The organism is Aquimarina sp. I32.4 (assembly GCF_002924285.1).
GTDB lineage: Bacteria > Bacteroidota > Bacteroidia > Flavobacteriales > Flavobacteriaceae > Aquimarina.
Map to the genome: position 1 here is coordinate 49162 of NZ_PGUB01000006.1, position 23045 is coordinate 72206.

Annotated in this window: 21 protein-coding genes; 11 read left to right on the forward strand and 10 right to left on the reverse strand. The window is 33.9% G+C overall.

From position 1 onward, the window contains the following. Positions 1–139: 139 nt before the first annotated feature. The 7 genes from CVD18_RS02305 to CVD18_RS02335 all read left to right on the forward strand — a co-directional run bounded on the left by CVD18_RS02305 (position 140) and on the right by CVD18_RS02335 (position 6855). Positions 140–1417: a regulatory iron-sulfur-containing complex subunit RicT gene (locus tag CVD18_RS02305; RefSeq protein ID WP_103863827.1), complete on the forward strand. Its 1278-nt coding sequence runs from the start codon at positions 140–142 to the stop codon at positions 1415–1417. Continuing rightward, a complete protein-coding gene (locus CVD18_RS02310) occupies positions 1404–1907 on the forward strand; it encodes a gliding motility lipoprotein GldH (protein WP_103863828.1) in 504 nt (167 codons plus the stop codon). The genes CVD18_RS02305 and CVD18_RS02310 overlap by 14 nt, the downstream gene beginning before the upstream one ends. 84 nt (positions 1908–1991) lie before the next feature. Next, the gene (locus CVD18_RS02315) at positions 1992–4322 is read left to right on the forward strand and encodes a penicillin-binding protein 1A (protein WP_103863829.1); all 2331 of its coding nucleotides are present in this window, start codon (positions 1992–1994) and stop codon (positions 4320–4322) included. 152 nt (positions 4323–4474) lie between these two features. Then, on the forward strand, positions 4475–5176 hold the full coding sequence (locus tag CVD18_RS02320; protein WP_103863830.1) for a CoA transferase subunit A: 702 nt from the start codon (positions 4475–4477) through the stop codon (positions 5174–5176). Between the two features lie 32 nt (positions 5177–5208). Further along, positions 5209–5850, forward strand: a complete 642-nt coding sequence (locus CVD18_RS02325) for a peroxiredoxin (RefSeq protein WP_103863831.1) — start codon at positions 5209–5211, stop codon at positions 5848–5850. 91 nt (positions 5851–5941) lie between these two features. After that, the gene (locus tag CVD18_RS02330; RefSeq protein ID WP_103863832.1) at positions 5942–6199 is read left to right on the forward strand and encodes a hypothetical protein; all 258 of its coding nucleotides are present in this window, start codon (positions 5942–5944) and stop codon (positions 6197–6199) included. Between the two features lie 2 nt (positions 6200–6201). Further along, a complete protein-coding gene (locus tag CVD18_RS02335) occupies positions 6202–6855 on the forward strand; it encodes a CoA transferase subunit B (protein ID WP_103863833.1) in 654 nt (217 codons plus the stop codon). 553 nt (positions 6856–7408) lie between these two features. Here the strand turns inward: CVD18_RS02335 and CVD18_RS02340 are convergent. Further along, a complete protein-coding gene (locus CVD18_RS02340) occupies positions 7409–9100 on the reverse strand; it encodes an ABC transporter ATP-binding protein (protein WP_103863834.1) in 1692 nt (563 codons plus the stop codon). A 103-nt stretch (positions 9101–9203) separates the two neighbouring features. Between CVD18_RS02340 and CVD18_RS02345 the strand changes: the two genes are divergently transcribed. The 3 genes from CVD18_RS02345 to CVD18_RS02355 all read left to right on the forward strand — a co-directional run bounded on the left by CVD18_RS02345 (position 9204) and on the right by CVD18_RS02355 (position 12267). Next, complete coding sequence (locus CVD18_RS02345) at positions 9204–10664, forward strand: ATP-binding protein (RefSeq protein ID WP_103863835.1); 1461 nt, start codon at positions 9204–9206, stop codon at positions 10662–10664. A gap of 87 nt (positions 10665–10751) precedes the next feature. After that, positions 10752–11534, forward strand: a complete 783-nt coding sequence (locus CVD18_RS02350) for an enoyl-CoA hydratase/isomerase family protein (RefSeq protein ID WP_103863836.1) — start codon at positions 10752–10754, stop codon at positions 11532–11534. 169 nt (positions 11535–11703) lie between these two features. Next, positions 11704–12267, forward strand: a complete 564-nt coding sequence (locus tag CVD18_RS02355) for a TetR/AcrR family transcriptional regulator (protein ID WP_103863837.1) — start codon at positions 11704–11706, stop codon at positions 12265–12267. A 60-nt stretch (positions 12268–12327) separates the two neighbouring features. Here CVD18_RS02355 and nadD read toward each other — a convergent pair whose 3' ends face one another. The 8 genes from nadD to hemH form a co-directional block, all read right to left on the reverse strand. Then, positions 12328–12909, reverse strand: coding sequence for a nicotinate (nicotinamide) nucleotide adenylyltransferase (gene nadD / locus CVD18_RS02360; RefSeq protein WP_103863838.1), 582 nt, complete (start codon positions 12907–12909; stop codon positions 12328–12330). A gap of 63 nt (positions 12910–12972) precedes the next feature. Continuing rightward, positions 12973–13542 (reverse strand): guanylate kinase, encoded by a 570-nt coding sequence (gene gmk, locus CVD18_RS02365; protein ID WP_103863839.1) that lies wholly within the window; start codon positions 13540–13542, stop codon positions 12973–12975. Next, a complete protein-coding gene (locus tag CVD18_RS02370; protein ID WP_103863840.1) occupies positions 13543–14400 on the reverse strand; it encodes a YicC/YloC family endoribonuclease in 858 nt (285 codons plus the stop codon). Positions 14401–14492: 92 nt separating this feature from the next. Further along, entirely contained in the window at positions 14493–15041 is a 549-nt protein-coding gene (locus CVD18_RS02375; protein WP_158250376.1) for a GNAT family N-acetyltransferase, read from the reverse strand. 6 nt (positions 15042–15047) lie between these two features. Continuing rightward, positions 15048–15599 carry a CopD family protein gene (locus CVD18_RS02380; RefSeq protein WP_103863842.1) on the reverse strand — a complete coding sequence of 184 codons (552 nt, stop codon included), beginning with the start codon at positions 15597–15599 and terminating at the stop codon, positions 15048–15050. A gap of 137 nt (positions 15600–15736) precedes the next feature. Further along, entirely contained in the window at positions 15737–18847 is a 3111-nt protein-coding gene (locus CVD18_RS02385) for a glycosyl hydrolase (protein ID WP_103863843.1), read from the reverse strand. Positions 18848–19103: 256 nt separating this feature from the next. Next, positions 19104–20495, reverse strand: a complete 1392-nt coding sequence (locus CVD18_RS02390) for an MATE family efflux transporter (RefSeq protein ID WP_103863844.1) — start codon at positions 20493–20495, stop codon at positions 19104–19106. Beyond that, positions 20495–21529 (reverse strand): ferrochelatase, encoded by a 1035-nt coding sequence (gene hemH / locus CVD18_RS02395; protein WP_103863845.1) that lies wholly within the window; start codon positions 21527–21529, stop codon positions 20495–20497. The genes CVD18_RS02390 and hemH overlap by 1 nt, the downstream gene beginning before the upstream one ends. Positions 21530–21822: 293 nt before the next feature. Between hemH and CVD18_RS02400 the strand changes: the two genes are divergently transcribed. Beyond that, positions 21823–22002 carry a hypothetical protein gene (locus CVD18_RS02400; protein WP_103863846.1) on the forward strand — a complete coding sequence of 60 codons (180 nt, stop codon included), beginning with the start codon at positions 21823–21825 and terminating at the stop codon, positions 22000–22002. 7 nt (positions 22003–22009) lie between these two features. Here CVD18_RS02400 and CVD18_RS02405 read toward each other — a convergent pair whose 3' ends face one another. Continuing rightward, on the reverse strand, positions 22010–22900 hold the full coding sequence (locus CVD18_RS02405; RefSeq protein ID WP_103863847.1) for an AraC family transcriptional regulator: 891 nt from the start codon (positions 22898–22900) through the stop codon (positions 22010–22012). Between the last annotated feature and the right edge of the window lie 145 nt (positions 22901–23045).

Sequence of the window (23045 nt, forward strand, 5' to 3'; positions counted from 1 at the left end):
AGGTCAGATAGTTTTTTTTATCCTGATTTCATAGTATCTTTAACGATTGATATACTAGAGATTGGATGTCTCTGGGTTTAGTAAGAACCGTATTTGTTGTGACTATAGTTGCAGACAAATTTCAATATATATAGAAAATATGGGGTGTAACAGTTGTTCCTCCGCAAAAGACGGGCAACCTAAGGGCTGTAACAATAATGGTACCTGTGGTACAGATGGTTGTAATAAATTGACAGTTTTTGATTGGTTGTCAAATATGTCACTTCCTGGTGGATCGCTTCCATTTCCTTATGTCGAAATACGATTTAAAAACGGAAGAAAAAACTTCTTTAAGAATATAGAAAATACTTCTTTGAATATTGGTGATGTTGTAGCAACAGAGTCTTCTCCAGGTCATGACGTAGGAATTGTTACCCTAACAGGAGAACTGGTTCGTATCCAGATGAAGAAAAAGAAAGTAGATCAAGATAGCGAAGAAATCAAGAAAATCTACAGAAAAGCCTCTCAAAAAGATATTGATATATGGCAGAAAGCCAGAGGGCGTGAAGAAACTATGAAGGTTCGTGCTCGTGAAATAGCAATACGATTAGAATTGCAAATGAAGATTTCTGATATTGAATTTCAAGGAGATGGATCAAAAGCTACTTTTTATTATACAGCAGAAGAACGAGTTGATTTTAGGCAATTGATCAAAGAATTTGCGCATGAGTTTAGTACGCGAATAGAAATGCGACAAGTAGGTTTTAGACAAGAAGCAGCCAGATTAGGAGGAGTAGGGTCTTGTGGGCGAGAACTATGTTGTTCTACTTGGCTTACTGATTTTAGATCGGTAAATACAAGTGCAGCCAGATATCAGCAGTTATCCTTGAATCCACAAAAACTAGCAGGTCAATGTGGGAAATTAAAATGTTGCCTTAATTATGAGCTCGATGCGTATATTGATGCGCTTAATAGTTTTCCTAAAACTGATGTAAAGCTAAGAACCGAAAAAGGGACAGCCGTATGTCAGAAAATTGATATTTTTAAAGGATTTTTATGGTATGCTTATGAAGGAGAATGGATGAATTGGCACAAAATTTCTGTTGAAGATGCCAACGAAATAATAGCAGTAAATTCTAATAATGAGAAAGTTGCTGGATTAGAGGAGTTTGCTTCAGAATTGATAGAAGATACTAAAACAGATTTTGAAAACGTTGTAGGACAAGATAGTTTAACACGTTTTGATCAGCCCAAAAGAAATAAAAGAAGAAATCGTAATAAAAGAAAAACAAAGGGTAAAAGACCTTCAGAAAAGCAACAAGTAACAGTTTCAAGTAAAACAAAAGGAGGAAACCCTGAAAACAAAAAGACAAACAAGTCAAGTAATCAAAGAAATAAAAAGCGTAAGTCTCGTAATAAGAACAATGATAAAGCTTAGGGTTTTTTTAATAACTTTTATTGTAATAAGCATATTATCATCCTGTAACAACAAACAGATTTTTGATACATATCAAACTGTGGATGATATCTGGGATAAAGATGAAAAAATAAATTTTACACTTCCAATACTTGATAGTACACAAACCTATAATTTATTTATTAATGTACGTAATAATAATGCGTACAAGTACAGTAATATATTTTTGATTAGTGAAATGAGATTTCCTAATGGTAAGGTTGTTACAGATACTTTAGAGTATGTCATGGCTACCCCAGAAGGAGAGTGGTTGGGGAGTGGGTTTTCTGATCTTAAAGAAAATAAGCTGTGGTATAAAGAGAATGTGGGTTTTAAAGAAAAAGGAAATTATACCATATCACTGCAACATGCAATGAGAAAGAATGGAAAAGTTAATGGAGTCTCATCTCTAGAGGGGATTACTGATATTGGATTTAGAATTGAGAATGCTCAAATTCTTAAAAAGGATTAAATAGAAAACAAAAAAGGAAGTGTTTAAAAAGGTTAATATATGCTTTTATTGACCTTTGAAGATAATAGATTAAATAGCTGAAGTATGGCAAAGGCAAAACCTAGAACAACAAAAAAAAGACCAAAAACTCCAATTAATAACACATTAAAATACATAAAGTTATTTTGGATATTATTTGGGTCAGGAGTTTTTTTTATAACTCTTGTATTCCTTTTGGCTAGTTGGGGTGTTTATGGAGAGATGCCTACATTTGATGAGTTAGAGAATCCACAAAATGATCTGGCTACACAGATTATTTCATCAGATGGAGTGCAAATAGGAACTTTTTTTAAAGAAAACCGAACCCCTGTAAGTTATGAAGAACTGCCGCAACACTTGGTAGAAGCATTAGTTGCAACCGAAGATGCAAGGTATTATGAGCATTCTGGGATTGATGCCAGAGGAACACTGAGAGCATTTGTGTTTTTAGGAAGTAAAGGAGGAGCCAGTACTATATCACAGCAGTTGGCTAAACAATTGTTTACAGGTGGGTCAAAAAATAAAATAGAAAGATATCTGCAAAAAATTCAGGAATGGGTGATTGCTACGCGATTAGAAAGACAATATACTAAGAAAGAGATCATAACAATGTATCTTAATAAATATGATTTTCTTAATCAGGCAATTGGTGTAAGTTCTGCTTCTAGAATCTATTTTGGAAAAAACCCTAAAGATCTTAAGAAAGAGGAGGCTGCTGTATTAGTAGGGATGTTAAAAAACTCTTCGCTATTCAATCCACTTCGTAGGCCAGAAAAGGTAAAAACAAGAAGAAATGTGGTACTTAATCAAATGCATAAATATGGGTATCTTAATGAAAAAGAAAGAGATAGCTTGAAGCAGTTACCTTTGCAGTTAGACTATTCTCCAGAAGGGCATAATGATGGTACGGCAACCTATTTTAGAGAATATGTGCGAAGTTGGATGTCTAAATGGGTAAAAGAAAACCCAAAAGGAGAAAATGAAGATGGAGAGCAAGAACTTTTTGATATCTATAGAGATGGGTTAAGGATTAATGTTACTATCGATTCACGTATGCAGAGATATGCAGAAGAATCTGTAGAAGAACATATGAAAAATCTTCAAAAAGAATTTGATAAACAAGAAGAGAAAAATAAGACAAGCCCTTTTAGAGATATAAGTCAGAAAGAAAAAAAGATGATTATAGACAGAGCATTAAAAAACTCTGCAAGAAGAAAAAAAATGCTGAAACAAGGTAAAAGTGAGGCGGAAATTGAAAAATCGTATGATGAGAAAGTAAAAATGAGTGTATTTAACTGGAGAGGAGAAGTAGATACCATTATGACTCCAAGAGATTCAGTTTTATATTATAAAAAGTTTTTACGATCTGGATTAATGTCTATGGAGCCCCAGACAGGTCATGTAAAAGCTTGGGTAGGAGGAATAAATTATAAACATTTCCAATACGATCACGTGTATCAAGGTGCTCGTCAGGTAGGATCAACGTTTAAACCATTTGTGTATGCTACTGCAATAGATCAGTTAAAATTATCTCCTTGTGATACTATACCAAAATCTCAAATTACTATTTCGGCTGGATCTAATGGAGTAGTTGATAAAGATTGGACCCCTAAAAATAGTGATGGGGATTATGCAGGGTATATGAGTCTTAAAGAAGCATTGGCAAAATCTGTAAACACAATTTCTGCCCGTCTGATGGATAGAATAGGGCCAGAGCCTATTGTGAGATTGGTAAAGAAAATGGGGGTGGAGTCTGAGGTTATCGAAGTAGCATCTATTGCATTAGGATCAGTAGATCTTAAATTGTCTGAAATGGTAGGAGCGTATAGTACTTTTGCAAATCAGGGGATTTATACAAAACCAGTAACAATTACCAGTATAGAAGATAAAAACGGGACTATTTTATATCAGTTTGTTCCAGAAACTCGTGATGTAATCAGTAAAGAGGCAGCTTATGTTACGATTAACTTAATGGAAGGAGTAACGCAATCAGGTTCAGGAGTCCGTTTACGTACAGGACCATCCTCTAGATATGATCTAAAAAATGTGGTTACTGGACATCCATATAAGTTCAGAAACCCTATAGCAGGAAAAACAGGAACAACCCAAAATCAAAGTGATGGTTGGTTTATGGGTATTGTGCCAAACCTTTGTACAGGTGTATGGGTAGGAGGAGATGATAGAGCAGTGCACTTTAGAACAACTACTTTTGGTCAAGGAGCAACTATGGCATTACCTGTTTGGGGATTATATATGCAAAAATGTTACGCAGACGAAACATTAAAGGTTTCAAAAGGCGCTTTCAAAAAACCAAAAAATTTATCTATCGAGGTAGATTGTAGAGCTTTCAAAAATAATAATGTCCAAGATGAAAATATAGACGAATTTAGTATATAGAAAATATAGAATTTGTTTACATTTTTTGTGATCTTTAAAAGAATAATTTTAGGTTAATAACAAGTGTAAACAAATTCATTCTTAAAACTATGTTTTTCAAACGATATAGTACTATTTTTTTAGTATTTTTAATCCGAAAAATATAGAATATTATGATTCGTAAAACGGTACCTAGTGTTATCGAAGCGATGGTTGGTATCAAAAATGATATGACCTTTATGCTTGGGGGCTTTGGTTTATGTGGTATTCCTGAAAATGCCATTGCAGAACTTGTAAAATCAAATATTAATGGTCTTACCTGTATTTCTAATAATGCAGGGGTCGATGACTTTGGATTAGGGCTTTTGCTTCAAAAAAACCAGATTAAAAAAATGATATCTTCTTATGTAGGAGAGAATGATGAGTTTGAGCGACAAATGCTTAGTGGAGAATTAGACGTAGAGCTTATTCCTCAAGGAACATTAGCAGAAAGATGTAGAGCAGCTCAAGGAGGTTTTCCTGCATTCTACACTCCAGCAGGTTATGGTACAGAAGTAGCCGAAGGAAAAGAAACCAGAGAATTTAACGGTAAAATGTATGTGTTAGAACATGCATTTCAAGCAGATTTTGCATTTGTAAAAGCTTGGAAAGGTGATGAAGCTGGAAATTTAATATTTAAAGGAACGGCAAGAAATTTTAACCCCTGCATGTGTGGAGGAGCAAAAATCACAGTTGCTGAAGTTGAAGAACTGGTACCCGTAGGAACCTTAGATCCTGATCAAATACATATTCCTGGAATATTCGTACAACGTATATTTAAAGGAGAACACTATGAAAAAAGAATAGAGCAACGTACTGTTCGTACAAAAGAATAGCTCTTATTATATAAACCTAGAATACATACATCATGGCAATATTACGATTAGGGGATGAATCCCCAAACTTTATAGCGCAAACTACAGAAGGAGAAATAGACTTTCATAATTGGTTAGGAGAAGGATGGGGAATTCTATTCTCGCACCCTGCAGACTATACCCCAGTTTGTACTACAGAATTAGGAACTGTAGCAAAGTATAAAGATGAATTTAATAAGCGCAATGTAAAAGTTGCAGCATTGAGTGTTGATGATCTAGAGTCTCATCATGGGTGGATTAATGATATTAATGAGACACAAAATACAACAGTCAATTTCCCGATCATTGCAGATAAGGATAGAAAAGTGTCTGAATTATATGATATGATTCATCCCAATGCAGATAGTCAATTAACGGTACGTTCAGTTTTTATAATTGGACCAGATAAGAAGATTAAACTAATAATTACATATCCTGCATCTACAGGTAGAAATTTTGATGAGTTAATACGTGTTATCGATTCACTCCAATTGACAGCATATCAGAAAGTAGCAACGCCTGCAAATTGGAAACAAGGAGAGGACTGTGTAATAGTGCCTTCTGTAACCAATGAGGAAATAGCAAAACTATTTCCAAAAGGATATAAGGAAATAAAGCCTTATTTAAGGATGACGCCACAACCTGACCTCAATTAGAATTAGATAAGATGAAATTAGAATTTACTTGTACGCAATGTAAGATTCAGAATAAATTTAGACCAGTAATGCTACTAGGGTTGATTTACAGATGAAAGTAGGTGATGAGGTAGCTGTAACCTGTAAATATTGTAATAAAGAAGAGAAAAAGCATATCAATAGGATAGATGCAGTAGTAGATAGTAGAAAAATATTACTAGCATTTATAATAAGTGCAATAGTAACTATTGCTTTAATGAGTTTATACGGCCTTATAGCATTAGCTATGATTGCAATACCTTTTGGAGTGTGGGTGCAAGAAGGTAAATCAACTCATTATTTTAATTCGTATAAGATCAGAAGAAAATAAATATGTTAGACAAAAGCGGAATAGCAAAGCGTATTGCAAAAGAACTACAAGATGGTTTTTTTGTTAATTTAGGAATCGGAATTCCTACTCTGGTGGCTAATTATATTCCTGAAGGGATTGAAGTTGAGTTTCAGAGTGAGAATGGTGTTTTAGGGATGGGCCCTTTTCCTTATGAAGGAGAAGAAGATGCAGATATTATAAATGCAGGTAAACAAACCATAACGACTATGCCAGGGGCTTCTTTTTTTGATTCTGCAATGAGTTTTGCAATGATTAGAGGTCAGCATGTTGATTTAACAGTTTTGGGAGCTATGGAGGTGTCAGAACAAGGTGATATAGCTAACTGGAAAATTCCTGGGAAAATGGTTAAAGGAATGGGAGGAGCAATGGATCTTGTGGCTAGTGCAGAGAATATTATTGTTGCTATGATGCATACCAATAAGGCGGGTAAATCTAAACTACTTAAAAAATGCTCACTTCCACTCACAGGAGTTGGGTGTGTAAAAAATATTGTTACCAACCTTGCATTCTTAGAAGTGACAAGTGAGGGGTTCAAACTTTTAGAAAGAGCATCAGGGGTATCTGTAGAAGATATTCAAAATGCTACTGAAGGGAACTTAATTATTGAAGGTGATATTCCTGAAATGACTTTGTAAGGGTTTGTTTCTAATTCTATGAATATAGCAACGAATAATAATTAATGCACTACGAATAATAAAAAAACAAAGACCTCGTTATTAATAACAAGGTCTTTGTTTTTTATTTTTGAAAGAAAAGCACTACACTTTTAAGCAATTTTCTATCCTGTTAAACCTTTGCTTTAAGGCTTAAAAACAGTAAAAAGAAAAATAAATGTTAAAATTTAGTGTATTTTGTCGATTATTTATGTATTTTAACGTTGTTGTTGAAAATAATTTGCATATTAGCATCGAGATAAAAAGTAATCCCCTAGATAAAAAATTATTTTTTTGAATTAAAAAGAAAGTATTAACCCCCACAAAGTTTCCCCGTATTATGAAAAAACGTATTAATCGTCTGCAGAAGTCAATCAAACCTACAATAGATTTGATTTCAAACTGTGTTTATGTGGCGAAGAAAGTATTTTTGTTGATGTGATTTTTGTTGTTAATTAATCGCAACCGTCCCCAAGTCGCGATGAATGAAACCTGTTATACTCTTAAGACTTAACAGGTTTTTTTTGATTTATATTTATATTCCTTTTGGAATAGCGTTAATAAGTTTTTTAGTGTACTCTTTGTTTGGGCTATTGTAGATGTTATCTGCATCTCCATGCTCTTCTATTTGCCCTTTGTTCATGACTAATAGCTGGTCAGACATGTATTTTACCACTGCAAGATCATGTGATATAAAAATGTAAGTAAATCCAAAATTATCTTTTAGATCATTTAATAAATTTAATACTTGTGCCTGTACAGATATATCCAGTGCACTCACAGATTCATCACATATAATAAGTTTTGGTTGTAGCGCAATGGTTCTTGCAATACCTATTCGTTGGCGCTGTCCTCCACTAAATTCATGAGGATAGCGATCAAAATGTTCCTCAGACAGGCTTACCCTGTTTAGTAATTCAATTACTTTCTGCTTTCTTTCTGTGTCATTAGTATGTAGATTATGAGCCTGCATAGGTTCCATAATAGCATTTCCTGCTGTAAGTCTAGGGTTTAGAGAGGCAAAAGGGTCTTGAAATATCAACTGAATTTCTTTTCTCAGGTTTCGTATAGCAGAAGGGGGTAGTTGTGTGATATCTTGTCCTTTGTAAATAATCTGACCACTATTGGCCTTGTCTAATTGTAAAATTGTGTTTCCTAATGTAGATTTGCCACATCCTGATTCACCAACAAGTCCCAAAGTTTCCCCCTCATAAAGTTTAAAACTTACATCATTTACCGCGGTAAACTCAGTTTTTTTAAATAACCCTGCTTTAGAGAAATAACTTTTTTTAACATTTATGACTTCTAGTAAAGGTGGTTTACTATATAAGTGTTGATGATGTTCTTTTCTCATTTCTTTGGTGATAATTTCTTTTATTTGATTACTATCATTAAGAAAATCAGAAATAGTTGGTAGTTTTTTTAAACGAATCTTCAAAGGAGGACGAGCATTTATCAATGCCTTGGTGTATTCTTTTTCTGGAGTATGAAATATTGTATCTACCGTTCCGTATTCTATCATTTTGCCTTGATACATTACTAAAACTTGATCAGCAATTTCAGAAACCAACGATAAATCATGAGATATAAAAAGAATACTCATGTTATATTCTTTCTGTAAGCTTTTTAGTAAGCTTATGATTTCTTTTTGTACCGTTACATCCAATGCTGTGGTAGGTTCATCTGCAATAAGCAATTTGGGTTTACAAGCAATAGCCATTGCAATGACTATACGTTGTTTTTGACCACCACTTAGTTGATGAGGGTAGGAGGAATATGCACGATTGGGGTCAGGAAGTTTTACTTTTTCAAACAAAGAAAGGACCTCTTCTTTTATTTTGATGGCAGAGAGAGAAGTATGCTGACGCAAAATTTCGGCAACTTGTTTGCCACATTTCATAGATGGGTTTAGAGAACTCATGGGTTCTTGAAAAATCATAGCGATCTCATTTCCGCGAATTGCTCGATAATTTTTTTCTGTAAGATTGGTTAATGAGGTGTTGTTATAAACAATATCTCCTTTGGTAATCTTTGAGATTTTAGAAGGGAGCAAGCCAAGAATAGCTAATGACGCTACAGATTTTCCGCTCCCAGATTCACCTACAACACCTAATATCTCATTTTTATGTATATCAAAAGAAAGATCATATAATACCTGATTTTCCTTTTTATTAGAAGAAAAAGATACACAAAGATGTTGTACAGAAAGTAGTATAGTATTGTTCATAATCAAAAAGCTAGGTAAATTTAGGAAATTCAACGGTTTTCAGGATTTCTTTTTGCAACTATTTTGGTGCGATATTTGCTATATTTACTGGTCAAAGCATACTATGAAGCTATTAAAACTTTCTCTTCGTACACGAATTTTTATATCAATGACAATATTGGTGTTAATTGCTTCAATATTGATTGCGGCGGTTACCATCTATCAATATAAAGAAGATGCAGAAGAATACCATCAAGGACGATTAGAGCGAAAAGAACAGCGGATACAGATTGCAATAAATAATGTTCTTAAAAGTACAACCTATCCCGTAAATGAAGAGAATATTACTTCTATTTTTAGAGAAAGAGGAAGGATTTATCAAATATCAGAAGAGCACTCACTCCCCGTTAATATTTACGATTTATCAGGACAATTACTGATCAAATCAGAAGGTAATTTTATTGAAGATACGATTGGAAAAAAATTGAATCCAATAATTATAGATACGCTTGCCTCCTTATACGATAAGCGATATTTGATAAAGTCAGAAAAAAATGACGAAAAATTCTTGTCATCATACACCTATATAACAGATAGTAGAGCAAAACCATTAGCTATACTTAATTTACCTTACCTAGAAGATGATCACTTAATTACAAGAGAATTGCTGGAGTTTCTAAAGCACTTGGGGCAAGTGTATTTGTTGATGCTTTTAGTAGCGGTAGTATTGGCATATTTTCTTTCAAGGTATATAACGAGATCCTTAAAAGCAATATCAGAAACTATAGATCAGACACGATTAGATAAACGTAATAAACGTATACAAATAGGAGATGCTGGAGAAGAAATACATACATTGGTCAATGCGTATAATAGTATGATTGATGAACTAGAAGAAAGTGCAGTAATGCTGGCTAAGAGCGAACGGGAAGCAGCTTGGAGAGAAATGGCAAAACAGGTGGCACATGAGATCAAAAATCCGTTAACTCCCATGCGATTAACTGTGCAAAGTTTTCAGCGCAAATTTGATCCCCAAGATCCAGATATCCATCAAAAACTTCAGGAGTATAGTGATACTTTGATTCAGCAAATTGATACAATGAGCTCTATTGCTTCTGCGTTTTCTAATTTTGCGCAAATGCCTGCTCAAAAAAATGAAACCCTTGATGTGGTAAAGATTGTAGGATTAGCATTAGATATTTTTAATGAAGATTATATTATTTTTCCTTCAGAAAAAGAAAAAATCATAGCCAAGTTTGATAGAACCCAGCTTATCCGAGTTGTTACGAATCTTGTAAAGAATGGTATACAGGCAATTCCAGAGGGTCAGGTACCAAAAATAATAGTCGATGTGTTTTTAGAAAATGACGAGGTGGTCATTATGGTTAGTGATAATGGGATAGGAATAAGTGAGGAAAATAAGAAAAAAGTTTATGAGCCTAAATTTACTACTAAAACCAGTGGTATGGGGCTTGGGTTGGGAATGGTAAAAAATATTGTTGAAACTTATAATGGAAGCATTACTTTTACATCACAAGAAGAAAAAGGAACTGTTTTCAAGGTCAAATTCCCAAAAGAATTATAAACCATATAACAATAATAAGAAATGTTAGTAGGTTTGTAAAAAGACTTACATCAATATAAAAAATACTTAATACAAACAACAAAAACTATAATGTACACTAATATTCTAACATCACAGAACAAAGGAGTTACTACTATAACGATTAATCGTGAGTCAAAACTTAATGCACTTAATAAAGATACTATTCAAGAATTGCATGCAGCGGTTAGAGTTGCAGATTTGGATGCCGATACCAAAGTCATTATTCTTACAGGAAGTGGAGAAAAGGCTTTTGTAGCTGGAGCAGATATCAGTGAATTTGCAGATTTTTCTGTGTCAGAAGGAGGAAAACTAGCCGAGAAAGGACAAGAATTACTTTTTGATTTTATAGCAAACCTTTCTACACCTGTAATAGCGGCAGTAAATGGTTTTGCGCTAGGGGGAGGATTAGAACTTGCTATGGCAGCACATTTTAGAATTGCCAGCGATAATGCAAAAATGGGATTGCCAGAGGTTTCTTTGGGAGTGATTCCTGGATATGGAGGAACACAACGACTGCCACAATTAGTGGGTAAAGGAAGAGCGATGGAGATGATTATGACGGCAGGAATGATTGACGCTAATCAAGCATTACAGTATGGGTTGGTAAATTATGTGACACCACAAGAAGAGTTAATACCTTTGGCAGAGAAACTAGCTGGAAAAATTATGAGAAACTCTTCTGTAGCAATTAGTGCAGCAATCAAATCTGTAAATTCTGGTTATGAAGATGGTGTGAATGGATATAAAGTGGAGGTAGCACAGTTTGGAAACTGTTTTGGTACTCAAGACTTTAAAGAAGGAACAACGGCGTTTTTAGAAAAACGAAAAGCGGATTTTCCTGGTAAATAAAAATTAGTTAAAAGAAGAATTAAAAGGAAAAGAGTATTTTTTTTGATTCTTCTTTAGATAAATAAGTAAGCTTCATAGTTTTAAAACCTCACTTAGTGAGTAAAAATAAAATAAGTACATTTGTAAATAACTAACCGATTGCTTAGTTTCATAATATTGGAAATATTTGATGGCTAGAAAAAAGAAATATAAAGAAGAAGAGGTGATAGAAAAGGCAATGCATCTTTTTTGGAAAAATGGGTATGAGTCTACTTCAGTACGCATGTTGGAGAAAGAGATGGGGATAAACCAATTTTCTGTATATGCGAGCTTTGGAAATAAACAAGGGGTTTTTTTAGAAAGCTTAAAATGCTATAAAAAGAAAATACAAACTGAGCTTTTGGATACTCTAGATGCGGCTAATGGAATAGAAAGTGTTAAACAGTATTTTTATAATTTTTTAATTTTTTCCAAAGATCAAGAAGGAAATAAAGGGTGTCTTGTAACCAATACAATTAATGAATTAGAAGACGGTGTAGACACATCAATTGCTGATGAGGTTTTTAAGTTTGCAACAAACGTTCGGGAGAATTTTTATAATAAGCTACGGCAAGAAGAAAGGATTAGTGAAAAAGAAGTAGAAGAGAAAGCAAATTATTTAATAATTTCATTACAAGGATTATCGGTCGCATCAAAAGTGTTTAAAGAGAAAGAACTGTTTGATTATATAGAAGGAGTTTTCAAGAATGTATAGGTTTTTTGGAGTAAACACACTATATTAAAAACTAAGAAAGTAATTATAAGTATGCCTTTTTTATTTATAAAAATTCATTTCATCAATATATTTCCATACTTCAAAAGGAAGCATAGGTCTTACATTTTTATTGATAGCAATATTCTTGCGAATCAATGTTGAAGAAATCTCCATTATAGGAGCATCAACTCTATGTATTTTTGGGTGATTGTCAAACTGAGTCTCTATAATTCCATCAGAAATTCTAGGGTATACATAAATGTTATGACGCTCTAAAATAGTCTCATAGTTTTTCCATTTATGAAAGCTTTTTAAATTGTCTTCTCCCATAATCAGATGAAATTCCTTTGTTAGATATTTTTCCTGTAGATGTGCAAGGGTGTAGACAGTATAGTTGGGTTGCGATAGTTTAAACTCGATATCGCTGGGTTTTAATTTAGGGTAGGACTCAGTTGCTAGGTATACCATCTCATATCGATGATGATTGTCTAGTAAAGAGCTTTTCTTTTTATGAGGATTATGAGGAGTTACGACCATCCAGAGCTCATCAAGATCAGAATGTTCAGCCATGTGATTGGCAATCGTTAAGTGACCAATATGAATAGGGTTAAAGGTGCCAAAGTATAATCCAATTTTTTTCATCAAAAAGCATAGTTTTGATTTGATAGCATATAGAGATTTCTATATGCTATCAAATTTTTAGTATTACAAAAGAAACTTTTTTACCAATTGATATACTTCGTCCTTTGCTTTTTCAAGAGTATCATTGGTTACGATAGCATCAAATTGCGGAGCAGTAGCCATCTCTGTAGAAGCTTTGGCAACTCTCATATTAATTTTGTCTTCTGATTCGGTTTTACGTTTTTTTAAACGGATTTTTAATTCTTCAATACTTGGAGGTTTAATAAAAATAGCCAATGTCTGATCAGGATATATTTTTTTGATATCTAATCCACCAACTACATCTATGTCAAAAATAACATGCTTGCCATTGTTCCAAAGACGCTGTACCTCGGTTTTTAGAGTACCATAGAAATTATCTCGATAGACTTCTTCCCATTCCAGAAATTCATCTGCTTTGATTTTATCCTTAAATTCTCGTAATGATAAAAAATAGTAATCTTTTCCGTGTACTTCTGCTCCTCTAGGTTCTCGAGAAGCGGCGGAGATAGAAAATCCAAGATTCAATTTTTCTTGGTTAAGCAAGTATTTAACTAAAGTAGTTTTTCCACTTCCAGACGGAGCTGAAAGCACAATAAGTTTACCTTGGTTCATTTACAACACATTTAGTAATTGTTCTTTAATTTTTTCGAGTTCATCTTTCATTTGAACTACCAATTGTTGCATAGGTGCATAATTAGATTTACTACCAATAGTATTAATCTCACGACCTATTTCTTGAGTGATAAATCCAAGTTTTTTACCATTAGAATCAGAAGAATTCAAAGTAGATGTAAAATATTCTAAATGATTTGCTAATCGAACTTTTTCCTCGGTAATATCAAATTTTTCTAAGTAGTAAATCAGCTCTTGTTCAAAACGATTTTGATCTACTTCTTCTTTTAGATCAGAAACAGCTTTATGTAAGCGTTCTCTTACAATTTCAATACGTTCAGGGTCTATTTGAATCACTTTTTCAAGTAATTTACCGATATTGGTAATACGTAGATTGAAATCTTTTTCAAGCGCTTTCCCCTCGTCAGTTCTATAGTTTTCAATTTCTGATAAAGCAATGGTAAGCTCTTTTTTTATGGCATCAAACTCTTCTTTGTTAATTTGTTCACGTTCGGTTTTTAGAGCATCTGGCATGCGTACTGCCATTTTTAATAACTCGGTAGTGTCACCTTGATGTACATTGGATAGTTGTCTGATGTATTCTTTTACAATAGCTTCATTGACCTTGTTGGATGTTTCTTCACCTGTTGCTTCTACATATAAACCAAAGTCAACCTTACCTCGTACCAATTTTTTTGCAATGGTATTTCGCATTTCAAGCTCCTTTTCACGGTATTGTGAAGGAATTCTTGCGTTGAGATCTAGGTTTTTACTATTAAGAGATTTAACCTCAATTGTGATTTTCTTTGTAGGTAGCTGTAGGATAGACTTCCCAAAGCCTGTCATAGATTTGATCATAAAATTATGCTAAAAGTTGCACGAAGATAAGGAAAACTGCTGACCTAGATAATAATAAGAATGATTTAGACAAGGTGTAGTGGTTTTCAGATTTATTTTATTTGAATATGCATACAAGTTTTGTCAATGTACTTTCCTACTTCAAGGAAGAACTTTGGAATAGAACCATTAATTTTGAACCCCATTTTTTTATACAAAGCTATGCCTGTTAAATTAGAAGCGTATACCTCTAGCCAGATCACTGATAAAGAGGATTTTTCTTTAGACCACTCCAGTACATTTTGAATCAATAGTGTTCCGATGCCTTGATTATGCCATTTGGTGTGTATTCCCATCCCTATCATAGCTGTATGTTGCATTTTCTTTCGCCAGCTGGCTGTAAGGTCAATATTGCCAATAAGTTCTCCGTTATATTCTGCTACAAGTAATAAGCTATTTGGATGTTTATGAAAATTTTGGATGTGTTCTGCCTCTTCTTCAATAGTGTTAGCGTATTCATAATCAAATAAGGGGATTGTATTTGATAAGGCAATATACTCAAGTTTTAAAGCTAATAGTTGTTCAGCATCTTGCGCTACTGCTTCTCTTATGAGTATAGAGTAGTTTAATTTGGTTTTATATCTTTTAGAAAGAAAATCCAATGTTATTTAAGTATTAGGGTTTTTATCTCGTATTCTTTTATAAAGTTTGATTCCCATCATTAATAATATAGATAGCGATATGATACCTACAACTCCATAAATCCAATTGACAGCATCACGCACAATAACCAAAAAGATAACAGCAAATAAGATAATGGTGGCCCCTTCGTTCCACATTCGCATTTGCCCTGATGACCATTTTATAATATTGTTCTGAAGTTGCTGGTATATGTGATGACACTTTAGGTGATATGCGATCAAAAGTATAACAAACCCAAGTTTTACATGCATCCAAGGTTGTTGTAGCCAAGCTGGCATTAAGATGAGTAACCAGATAGCAAATAAAGTAGCTAGTATAGCAGAAGGCCAAGTAATAATAAACCAAAGACGTTTGGTCATAAGTTTAAGTTGTGTACCTAATATCTCTTTGTCTGGTGAAGGTTTTTGAGAGGCTTCTATTTGATATATAAATAATCTAGGGATATAAAATAATCCAGCAAACCATGTAATTACAAAGATAAGATGCAATGATTTTATGTAATTGTAATATTCGAGCATTATATATTTTTAAGAAATAACATAGGTATCCTTCAATAACATGCGATAACTACTGCTATTAAAAATCCAAAAATAAGAAATCTCATTTGTATATAGCAATACTGTCAAGATGAGTTCTATGATAAAACCAAATTAATCTAATTATCTACAAACAAATAATTAAGCTGTAGGGTATTGAATTCTGTATTAAAACTTTTGATCTCCTTAGAAATTAGAGTGTCAAGAAGAGTGAGTTGCTTGTTGATCATTTTGGTAAGTTCATTTTTTACAGCAATATCTTGCTCTGTAGGACCAAAATCCCCCATGCTTACTAGTGCATTGAGGTGTGCTAATTTATTGGTAAGTTTGATAGGGAAATTCAAGGGGTCTTGATTGCTTTTATTTTTGGTTTGATAGAGTGCTTTCTCAATCTCTTCAAATTGTTCCTGTAACTCTGTTGCCTTTTTTACCAAATCAGTAGTTGTATCATTACCTTTGTATTGTGTAGTAAAGGATTTTAGCTGTGTGTTGATTTTTCTGATTTTCTTAATAGATTTATGGGCTTTGTCAACAGTCTTGTTAATATCAGTAACAAAATCAAATTGAGATTTCATTTGTGGGATTGTAGCTTCTGCCCTTGGGTCTGCAAGAATGGTGAAAGATTGCTTTGATATTTCTTTTTTGTTTATAGAAAGACTCACATTGTAGGTGCCAGGTACAGATTTTGGACCATCCAAGCTTGCCCACCAAAGGATCATGCCTTTTGGCTTTTCAGCTCCCTTGCCTTTCATATCCCAAGTAAAGATATTAGCTCCTTTTTTTACTTCTAATTGATTCTTTTTCTCTTTTGCTTTTGTGTTAAAAGATATAAGAGTATCATTTTTGGTGTTGAAATAAGTTAAGGAGATAGTGTCTTTTGTAGCATCATAATTTTTGAGATAAAAATATGTCATAACTCCTGCGGGGTGGTTAGTTCCTTCTGTTTTAGAATTTTTGTTGCTACGACCAGATAGTCTATAAGAGTCTTTAGGTTTGTACAAGATGTGATCTTGATTTTTTGAGATGTTATTTAACTGGTGTATAACAGTAAGATCATCAATAATCCAGAGGCTTCTTCCTTGTGTAGCAACGATAAGATTATTGTTTTTAATTGTTATGTCAGTGATTGGTACAATTGGTAAGTTTAATTGAAAAGATTTCCAGTTGTTTCCATCGTCAAAAGAGATATACATACCAGTTTCAGTACCCGCGTATAATATTCCTTTTTGCTTAGGATCTTCTCGTACTACTCTAGTAAAATGTTCATCTTTGATTCCATTAGTGATTTTGACCCAAGACTTTCCATAATCAGTAGTTTTATAGAGATATGGAGTAAAATCACCAGACTTGTATCTGGTGCCAGCTATGTAGCATGTGCCTTCTGCAAATGAACTGGGTTCAATGCTATTGATCATCATCCATTCAGGCATTCCTTTTGGTGTCACATTATTCCATGAGGCTCCTCCGTCTTGACTAATATGGATTAATCCATCATCACTTCCTGTCCAAAGTAATCCTTCTTTAAGAGGGCTTTCTGCGGCAGCAAAAATAGTGCAGTAATACTCTACAGAGGTATTATCCTGTGTGATAGGTCCTCCTGAAGATTTTTGTTTATCAGGATCATTACGAGTCAAATCTGGGCTAATAACTTTCCAGCTTTGTCCTTCGTTTTCTGTAACATGAACATGATTGGAGAATGTGTATAACCGATTAGGATTATGTTTAGAAAATAATATTGGGAAATTCCACTGAAATCTATATTTCATGTCCTCTGCACCATGCCCCATAGGATTATCTGGCCATACACTTATGGAGCGTACAGTTTCTGTTTTATGGTTTTTTCTGGTAAGGAAACCATCATAACTTCCTCCGTAAACAATATCATTGTTTTTAGGATCTACCGCAATATGGGCAGATTCTCCTCCAGCAGTTCTTTCCCAATCATGTTCAGAAATTGAAGAACCAGTACTTCGATGGTTAATACGAATGGTGGAATTGTCTTGTTGCGCAGCATAAATTCTATAAGGAAAACTATTGTCTGTAGTTACTCTATAAAACTGAGAAGTAGGTTGATTGTGATAGGTGCTCCATGTTTCACCACCATCATAGGTAATTTGTGCGCCTCCATCATCACCAATGATCATACGTTTGGGGTTCTCGGGGGCAATCCAGAGGTCATGATGATCCCCATGAGGAGCATTGTAACTACTAAAGTTTTTGCCACCATCTTTACTTTTGTGATAAGATACATTGACTACATAAACAATATCAATATCCTTTGGATCAGCATAAATTCGAGTGTAGTACCATGCTCGTTGACGCAAACTTCTATCACTATTTAAAAGAGTCCATGTTTCACCACCATTATCACTGCGATATACACCTCCTTTTTCTTTATTTTCTACAATTGCCCATATACGTTCACTATTTACAGGTGAAACGGTAATGCCAATAATCCCCAAAGTATCTGTTGCAAACCCTTTATTGGTTGAAATTTCTTTCCATGTTCCACCACTATCAGTGCTTTTCCATAATGCAGAACCTTTTCCTCCCGAGCTTAGGCTATAAGGAGTTCTTCTGGCGTTCCATGTTGAGGCATATATAATTCTAGAGTTATTAGGGTCGATAATTAGATCAACAGCACCTGTATCTTGATTAGCAAAAAGAACGTTGTTCCATGTTTTACCGCCATCTTTACTTTTATAGAGCCCTCGTTCTTGTGTAGGTTTGTATATGTTTCCTAATACAGTAGCATAAACAATATCAGGATTGGTTGGGTGAATTGCAATTCTAGGAATGTGTCTGCTTTTTGGCAAGCCAGATTGTATCCATGTTTTTCCAGCATCTACACTTTTCCAGACACCATAACCAGATGATACATTTCCTCGAAGTGTTTTTTCACCACCTCCAACATAAATCACATTGGGGTCACTTTTGGATATAGTAATTGCACCAATAGACCCTCCAAAAAAGCCATCAGAAATATTTTGCCATGCACGCCCTCCATCAACTGTTTTCCATACACCACCACCTGTGGCGCCAAAATAGAATAGATTAGGTTTCCCAGGAACTCCAGTTACGGCAGCACTTCGGCCACCTCTAAATGGGCCGATTAATCGATATTCAAGGGCATCATATAGTTCTTGATTGTAAACCTGAGAGTTAAGATTTGATATCGTAAGAAAAGCTAAAAGAAGAATAAGGAATGTTCTAGGTAGTTGTAAATGCATGTTTATTGGTGTTTAATTTTAAAAAGCCTACGTTGCTAGGTAAGTAGTTAAAAAATAGATTTGATGGGACACTAAAGTCAGGAATTAAAAACTATTTCAAAAAAAATTCACGTAATTTTAACCTTATACAAAAAAGAAAATTTAGGGATAACATCACTATTGCTGTGTTTTATTTTGAAGCATAGAGTAAAAATCCATCATTTTTCTTATGAGTAAATTTAAATCAGAACTGGTATTAGTCCTTAAAAATAAAGAGTTAAGAGGTTTTTGTAGTGATGAGTTTTGATTTTACTTCGCGATTCAGGAAATAACCAGTAACGATGGTTGCTAGAATATCTGCTATTGGAAAAGAAATCCAAACACCTAATTCTCCATAAAACTTAGGTAGAATTAAAATCAATGGAATAAAAAAGAATCCTTGCCTTGATAAGGTTAGTAATAATGCAGGTTTTGCTTTGCCCGCTGCCTGAAAATAAGCGGCACCTATAAGTTGTAGGGCAATGATGGGGGTAGCGGCAAAAACCCATCGCATTGGTGTTGCGGTATGTGCTAAAACATATTGATTTAATGCTAATTCTTTAGGGCTTAGATTAGGATTGTTACTGAGAAATAAAGCGGTTATTTCTGAAGGAAAAATCATCAGCCCAATAAAAACTAAGGTGGCAACAATTGCAGCGTATTTAATAGCAGTATTAATCGATTCTCGTACACGAGAGTATTGTTGAGAACCATAGTTATACCCAGCAATAGGTAGGAAGCCTTGAGTAACGCCAAATACAGGAAATAGTGCAAACATTAGCATTCGACCAATAATGGCATATACAGCAATGAGACCTTCTTGACCTAGATCAAATAAAATATTATTCATTAATAGATAAGTGATACTTACTACAGCTTGTCTAGCAAGGGTAACACCTCCTAATGAAGAGATTTCAGAAACAATTTCTTTTTGCAAACCAAAATGGCGAAAACCTAATTTCAGTTCTGAATTCTTAGAGCCAAAAAACCAAAAAATATATAGAAAGCAAGCTAGATATGACGCTGTTGTTGCCCATGCGGCACCCTGCATTCCCATATCCATTAGGTTGATAAAAACATAATCCATTATTAGATTTCCTAATGTGGGGATAATCATAGCAATCATAGCAAATTTAGGTTTCCCCTCTGCACGAATTACTGTATTACCCATCATAGCAAAACCTAGAATAGGCACTCCGTATAAAACAATGATGTAGTATATTTTTGCGGGATCAAAAATATCACCCTTCCCTCCAAATTTTGGGATAATGCTATTAGCAAAAACTAAACCCAATACGGCCAAAGATACTGTACATAACAAAGTAAGGATAATTTGATTTCCAAAAGTTTGTAGTGCTTTTTCTTTGTCATTTGCACCTAGTGCTCTAGAGATGATACTGGATCCTCCTATGCCTATGGCCATCCCAAGGGCAGCAATAAAAAATGATACAGGTAGTACGACATTTATTGCAGCAATAGCAATAGAACCAATCCAATTGCCTACAAAAATAGAATCAATTAAGACATTCAGAGACATTACCAATATCCCTATCGATGCAGGTAATGCTTGTTTTACAAGTAATTTTCCTATAGGTTCTGTTCCTAATGCTTCAGCAGTAAGTTTTGCCATTAAACAGTTTGAGTTTTTGTAGTAGCCCAATCATTGACCCAGTTTGCTAGCAAACCTGACCAATCTTCGCGATCATTAAGGCAGGGTATTGTAGTGAATTCTTTACCACCTACTTCATGAAAAATTTCTTCTCCTTCCATTGCAATTTCTTCCAAGGTTTCTAGGCAATCAGAAACAAAAGCAGGGGTTACAATAGCCATTTTTTTGACTCCTTCTTTTCCCATTCGCTCAATGGTGCTATCTGTATAAGGTTGTAACCAAGGGTCAAAACCCAATCTTGATTGAAAAGAAGTTGAATAAGTGCCTTCTTGTAAGTTTAGTTTTTTTGCAACTTCTTGGGTAGTTTTATAGCATTGATGGCGATAACAAAATTCGTGTGCTGGAGAGGGGGTATTGCAACATGATCCATCGATCTTGCAGTGAGATTTTGTAATATCACTTTTTCTAATATGTCTTTCGGGTACTCCATGGTAAGAAAAAAGAAGATGCTCGTAGTCTAAACTCTCTAGTTTTTCAGCAATACTATTGGATAAGATATTTATGTATTCTGATTTATTATAAAATGCAGGGATATCTGTGAATTTCATATCAGGAAAATAGCTTGCTCGTAATTCTTCTGCCAGTACTAAAATCGTTTCTGTAGTAGCCATTGCAAACTGTGGGTAAAGAGGAAGCAGTAATACCTCAGTAACACCTTGATCATGTAGTTCTTGTAATCCTTTTTTGATATTCATTGAGCCATAACGCATGGCTAACCCTATAGGAATAGAAGTGCTATCAGCAACTTTTTTTTGTAATCTTTCTGATAATACAATCAGGGGTGACCCCTCATCCCACCATATTTTCTTATAAGCTTCTGCCGATTTTTTAGGTCGGGTGTTTAAAATAATTCCTTTTACTAGTAGTATTCTAGCCCAAAGCGGAACATCAATTACTCTGGGGTCCATCAAAAATTCACCTAAATATTTTTTTACATCTTTTTGGGCTGTACTATCTGGTGATCCAAGATTAACAAGGAGAACTCCTTTACTCATATTTTTCCTTTTTGCATGTACAAAAATACAAACTATAAAGAGGAATAAAATAAAAAGTGATAAGACTTTTTGATAGTTGTATTGTCTATTTGTTGTCTTAATGCTTGTAAGGTATAGGGTTGCCAATAATAACTTAAAATACGTTAAATTCCAGTAAACCAAAAAAAGGACGATTTTATTTTAGTATTTTTAGGTAATTAAAAAAGCAAGGTAAACCTGATTCAATTAAAAAAATGATGTTTTTAATTGTTATGGGGTTTCATATGACTATTAATTCTAAATTATAAAAGCACATGAAACGTATAATTGTAGATGTAGAAAAAGATAAGTTATCTTTTCTTCTAGAACTTTTAGACCAGTTTGAATTTGTATCCGTTTTGGCTGATACTACAGAAGAAGATACAGGGATGTATGATTCTATTGTATCCTTGCAAAAAGGGATTGGTATCCCTAGAGATGAATTATTTGACTAATTGAGTTTTAACTTAAACTCATGACATATTTTTTTGGTGTAGTGCCGAACTTCTTTTTAAACGCAGCAATAAAATGGCTAGCTGTGCTATACCCAACTTTTAAGCCAACTTCATTTACGTTATGACTTCCAGAGGCAAGTAACTGTCTAGCTACTTCCATTTTGTAATCAAAAAGAAATGTATATACTGGTTCTCCATAAATTTGTTTAAAACCATCTTTGAGCTTTTTGAGAGGTAATCCAATTTCTTTTGATAATTGTTGTAGTGTAGGAGGCTCAGCCATACGAGCAATAATAATTTCTTTTGCTTTTCTGATTTTTATTACATTTTCTTCATCGACCAGAAAAGGGCACTGTTCAATATCTGTATCTCCAGGTCTATTAAAATAAAGGCTTAATAATTCATAAGCTTTTCCTTTACAGTATAATTGTTTGATAGATGGATGCAAACTATAATTCATAATCTGATTAAGTACTACTGCCATAGAAGGAGAAATACCTGCATCTGTATAGTATTTTTTATCTCGATTCCCTTCACTTAAAAAAGGAATATAGTCTGCTTCTTTAGAAAATAAAGAATGAAACTTTTTTATAGAGATAAGGATGGTAATTAGCCACGAATCTTGTTTCATTTCCAGATTCATGGGTAAGTCTCGTTGTGGATTATAGAGAAGAAGTGAATTCTCTTCAGAAAGATTTATAGCATAACTTCCATTATTGAAATTAAACTTAATAGCTCCTTTGATACAGAAATGAAATTGAATCAAATTGCTGTCGATATCTCTAACAACTCTTTGATTTTCATTGGTTTCATTTTGAAATTTAAGGATGTAAAAACCGTCTTCGATAAAGGTTTCTTCTAGAATCCCTGAAGCGTTGTTTTTTAGTTCAATTTCCATAATTATAAAATTTTATTTATTTAGAATGAATCTAAACTATCGATATAAGAACCTTTCTTAGCTCTACAAAAATAAGGGTTTTTTGTGTTTTTTTTGCAAATAATGTCAGAAACAACGTTTTTCGACACTAAAAATCCCTCTAGCG

What these genes read in the sequence shown, in the direction of transcription:
- CVD18_RS02305 (WP_103863827.1), top strand. Translation starts at nt 140, where the DNA reads ATGGGGTGTAACAGTTGTTCCTCCGCAAAAGACGGGCAACCTAAGGGC.
- CVD18_RS02310 (WP_103863828.1), top strand. Translation starts at nt 1,404, where the DNA reads ATGATAAAGCTTAGGGTTTTTTTAATAACTTTTATTGTAATAAGCATA.
- CVD18_RS02315 (WP_103863829.1), top strand. Translation starts at nt 1,992, where the DNA reads ATGGCAAAGGCAAAACCTAGAACAACAAAAAAAAGACCAAAAACTCCA.
- CVD18_RS02320 (WP_103863830.1), top strand. Translation starts at nt 4,475, where the DNA reads ATGATTCGTAAAACGGTACCTAGTGTTATCGAAGCGATGGTTGGTATC.
- CVD18_RS02325 (WP_103863831.1), top strand. Translation starts at nt 5,209, where the DNA reads ATGGCAATATTACGATTAGGGGATGAATCCCCAAACTTTATAGCGCAA.
- CVD18_RS02330 (WP_103863832.1), top strand. Translation starts at nt 5,942, where the DNA reads ATGAAAGTAGGTGATGAGGTAGCTGTAACCTGTAAATATTGTAATAAA.
- CVD18_RS02335 (WP_103863833.1), top strand. Translation starts at nt 6,202, where the DNA reads ATGTTAGACAAAAGCGGAATAGCAAAGCGTATTGCAAAAGAACTACAA.
- CVD18_RS02340 (WP_103863834.1), bottom strand. Translation starts at nt 9,100, where the DNA reads ATGAACAATACTATACTACTTTCTGTACAACATCTTTGTGTATCTTTT.
- CVD18_RS02345 (WP_103863835.1), top strand. Translation starts at nt 9,204, where the DNA reads ATGAAGCTATTAAAACTTTCTCTTCGTACACGAATTTTTATATCAATG.
- CVD18_RS02355 (WP_103863837.1), top strand. Translation starts at nt 11,704, where the DNA reads ATGGCTAGAAAAAAGAAATATAAAGAAGAAGAGGTGATAGAAAAGGCA.
- nadD (WP_103863838.1), bottom strand. Translation starts at nt 12,909, where the DNA reads ATGAAAAAAATTGGATTATACTTTGGCACCTTTAACCCTATTCATATT.
- gmk (WP_103863839.1), bottom strand. Translation starts at nt 13,542, where the DNA reads ATGAACCAAGGTAAACTTATTGTGCTTTCAGCTCCGTCTGGAAGTGGA.
- CVD18_RS02370 (WP_103863840.1), bottom strand. Translation starts at nt 14,400, where the DNA reads ATGATCAAATCTATGACAGGCTTTGGGAAGTCTATCCTACAGCTACCT.
- CVD18_RS02380 (WP_103863842.1), bottom strand. Translation starts at nt 15,599, where the DNA reads ATGCTCGAATATTACAATTACATAAAATCATTGCATCTTATCTTTGTA.
- CVD18_RS02385 (WP_103863843.1), bottom strand. Translation starts at nt 18,847, where the DNA reads ATGCATTTACAACTACCTAGAACATTCCTTATTCTTCTTTTAGCTTTT.
- CVD18_RS02390 (WP_103863844.1), bottom strand. Translation starts at nt 20,495, where the DNA reads ATGGCAAAACTTACTGCTGAAGCATTAGGAACAGAACCTATAGGAAAA.
- hemH (WP_103863845.1), bottom strand. Translation starts at nt 21,529, where the DNA reads ATGAGTAAAGGAGTTCTCCTTGTTAATCTTGGATCACCAGATAGTACA.
- CVD18_RS02400 (WP_103863846.1), top strand. Translation starts at nt 21,823, where the DNA reads ATGAAACGTATAATTGTAGATGTAGAAAAAGATAAGTTATCTTTTCTT.
- CVD18_RS02405 (WP_103863847.1), bottom strand. Translation starts at nt 22,900, where the DNA reads ATGGAAATTGAACTAAAAAACAACGCTTCAGGGATTCTAGAAGAAACC.